Raw genomic sequence first — 3,564 nt, 5'->3', positions numbered from 1 at the left:
CCCGATGACCACCGCGCTCGACACCCGCGCCCCCCTCACCTCCGCCGCCCTCGACCTGCTCGACCGCTCCGACGCCGAGCTGCGCGCCGCGCTCGGCAGCGACGACGCGGGGGAGCGCTACGTCCACGCCCACCTCGCCGCGCTGCGGGCCGGTGCCGCCGTCGTCGCCGTGCGCGGGCGGCCGGCCTCACCGCGCCGGGGCGGGCCCCGCAGCGTGTGGGAGATGCTGCCGCGCGTGGCTCCCGACCTGGAGCCCTGGGCGGCCCTGTTCGCGGCCACCGCCCCCCGCCGAGCCGCGGTCGAGGCCGGTCGCCCCGGCCTGGTCGACCTGGCCGGGGCGGACGCCCTCCTGCACGAGGCGGAGCAGTTCCACCACGTGGTCGAGTCGGCCCTCGGCCTGACGCGCCTGCAGCCCGTGGCCGGCTGAGCCGGCCACCTCCCGGAGCCCTGCGGGCTCCCCCCGGCCCCGCCGGCCCCGACCACCGCACCGCTGCCGCTCCGTCCTTCCCCCGGGCGCGTTCGACAGAGGACGTCACCACCATGTCCGACCCGCAGTCCCCGCCGCACGGCTCGCTCGCCCCGCACGACTTCACCCACCTCCACGTCGCCTCCGGGTACTCGATGCGCTACGGCGCCTCGACCCCCGCGGCCCTCGTCGCCCGCGCGGCCGACCTGGGGATGTCCTCCCTCGCGCTGACCGACCGCGACGGCCTGTACGGCGCGGTGAAGTTCGTCCGCGCCTGCCAGGAGACCGGGCTCGCCCCCGTGCTCGGGGTGGACCTCGCCACCGCTCCCACCGGCCTCGTCGCGGGCCTGCCCGCGTGGGCCGACCCCTCCGTCGCGGCCCGTCGCCGCGCTCCCGTCCGCGGCGGCGCCACGGTCGACCCCCGCCTGCCGCGCGCCACCGTGCTGGCCCTCGGCGACGCCGGCGCCGGCCAGGGCTGGGGTGCGCTGTGCGAGCTCGTCAGCGCCACCCACCTCGCGGGGGAGCGAGGGACGCCGGTCAGCTCCCTCGAGCTCGTCGCGGCGCACGCCCCCGCCCCGGACGGCGCCCCGGCGCTCGCGGTGCTGCTGGGCCCCGCCTCGGAGGTCGGGCGGGCCGTCCTCGCCCGCCGCGACGACCTGGCCGCCGCGGTGCTCCGCCGCTGGCAGCAGGCGCTGCCCCCGGGGGCGCTGCACCTCGAGGTCGTCTGCCACCACGGCCCGCAGGACACCCCGGCGAGCGTCGAGCACGCGGGGAGGATGCTCGCCCTGGCCCGCGCGGCCGGCGTGCCCGCCGTGCTCACCGGTGCCGTGCGCTACGCCGACCCCGACGGCGCCGCCACGGCCGACCTGCTGGACGCCGTGCGCCGCCTCGTCCCCCTGGACACCCGCCACCTGGACCGGACGACGGGGCAGGGCCACCTGCTGCCCGCCGCGGACATGGTGCGCACCGCGGCCGACGTGGCCCGCGCCGCGGGAGGTCAGGACGCCCCCGCCGCGGCCCGCGACCTGCTCGCCGCGACGCGGGAGCTCGCCGCCCGGGCCCGCCTGGACCCGAGGGCCGACCTCGGGATGGGGCTGCACCACCTGCCCGACCACGCCGCGCTCGGCCTGGCCGACGGTGACGACCCGGACGCCGTGCTGCGCGCCCGCAGCGAGGCCGGGGTCTCCCGCTGCTACCCGGGGGCCGGCGTCAAGCACGAGGCGGCCGTGCGCCGGCGCCTGGACGAGGAGCTCGCGATCATCCGGTCGGTGGGTTTCGCCACCTACTTCCTCACCGTCGCCGACGTCTGCGACCTCACGCGCGACCTCGGGGTCCGGGTCGCGGCCCGGGGTTCGGGGGCGGGCAGCGTCGTCAACCACCTGCTGGGGATCTCCGGCGTCGAACCCCTCGAGCACGGGTTGCTGATGGAGCGGTTCCTCAACCCCCGGCGCGGGCAGCTGCCAGACATCGACCTCGACGTCGAGGCGGCCCGCCGCGAGGAGGTCTACGAGGCGGTGCTCGACCGCTTCGGCGGCCGCCGGGTGACCTGCGTGTCGATGATGGACACCTACCGGGTGCGGCACGCGGTGCGCGACGTGGGGGCCGCCCTGGGCCTGCCGCCCGTCGAGGTCGACGCGATCGCCACCGCGTTCCCCCACCTGCGGGCCCGCGACGCCCGCAACGCCATCGCGGAACTCCCGGAGCTGCGCCGCAGCGGGCTGGGTGAGCAGCGCCTCGACGTCCTCTTCGACCTGGTCGAGCGCCTGGACGGCCTGCCCCGCCACATCGCCCTGCACCCCTGCGGCGTGGTGCTGTCGAACCCCGGGCTGCTGCGCCGCACCCCCGTCGAGGCCAGCTGGTGGGGTTTCCCCATGAGCCACTTCGACAAGGACGACGTCGAGGACATGGGTCTGCTCAAGCTCGACGTCCTGGGGATCCGCATGCAGTCCGCGATGGCCTACGCGGTCCAGGAGGTCGCGCGCGTCGACGGCGAGGAGATCGACCTCGACGACCGCTCCCGGGTCCCGCTCGACGACCCCGCGACCTACCGGCTCGTGCAGTCCGCCCGCACCCTGGGCTGCTTCCAGATCGAGTCCCCCGGGCAGCGGGAGCTCGTCGGCAAGTTCGCGCCGTCGACGTTCGCCGACATCGTCGTCGACATCTCGCTGTTCCGGCCCGGTCCCGTGAAGTCCGACATGGTGAACCCCTTCCTGCGGGCGCGGCAGGGCTGGTCCGCGCCGGAGTACCTCGACGACCGGTTGCGCCACGTCCTGGAGCAGACCTACGGCGTCGTGGTGTTCCACGAGCAGGTCATCCAGCTCATCCAGGCCACCACCGGCCACGACCTCGCGCTGGCCGACGAGTACCGCCGCCACCTCGGGACCCGCGCGGGCCAGGACGAGATGGAACCCCAGTTCAAGCTGCGCGCGCTGGAGCACGGCTACCCCGAGCAGACGGTGGACAGGATCTGGGAGGTCCTCAAGGCGTTCGCCTCGTTCGGGTTCTGCAAGGCCCACGCCGCGGCGTTCGCCCTGCCGACCTACCAGTCCGCCTGGCTGAAGACGCACCACCCGGCGGCGTTCCTGGCGGGGGTCCTCACCCACGACCCGGGCATGTACCCCAAGCGGCTCATCCTCGACGACGCCCGCAACCTCGGCATCGCCGTGCTCGGGCTCGACGTCAACGCCTCGGGCGACACCTACCGCGTCGAGCGCCTGGACGCGCCCGCTCCGGCCGGCGACGAGGACGGCCCGGACGACGGCGGAGCCGACGACCACGACCGCGAGCACGACGACCGCGAGCACGACGACCGCGAGCACGACGACCGGGAGCACGACGACCGCGAGGACGGCCGGCGCGGGCCGCACGGCGGGCGCGGTCCCACCCAGGGGCTGCTGAACCCGTGGGAGGTGGGCGAGGCCGTCCGCAACCCCGACGGCCTGGGCGAGGGCATCGCCGACGGCACCGGGTACGGGATCCGGTTGTCGCTCGCGGAGGTCAAGGGCATCTCCGAGGCGGAGGTCGCCCGGATCGTCGCGGGGCAGCCCTACCGCTCCCTGGCCGACCTGTGGCACCGCGCTCGGCGATCGGGCGGGAGG

At 76.4% G+C, this 3,564-nt stretch carries 2 protein-coding genes; both read left to right on the top strand.

From position 1 onward, the window contains the following. Nucleotides 1–427, top strand: a 427-nt coding sequence (locus GTR02_RS20545; protein ID WP_205709723.1) for an SAV_6107 family HEPN domain-containing protein, incomplete at its 5' end; no start/stop codon positions are given. Nucleotides 428–540: 113 nt separating this feature from the next. Further along, on the top strand, nt 541–3,564 hold a 3,024-nt coding region (gene dnaE / locus GTR02_RS20540), incomplete at its 3' end, for a DNA polymerase III subunit alpha (protein ID WP_205709722.1).

It is taken from the genome of Kineococcus siccus, assembly GCF_009906795.1.
Lineage (GTDB): Bacteria > Actinomycetota > Actinomycetes > Actinomycetales > Kineococcaceae > Kineococcus > Kineococcus siccus.
This window is presented reverse-complemented; position numbering and strand designations above follow the sequence as displayed.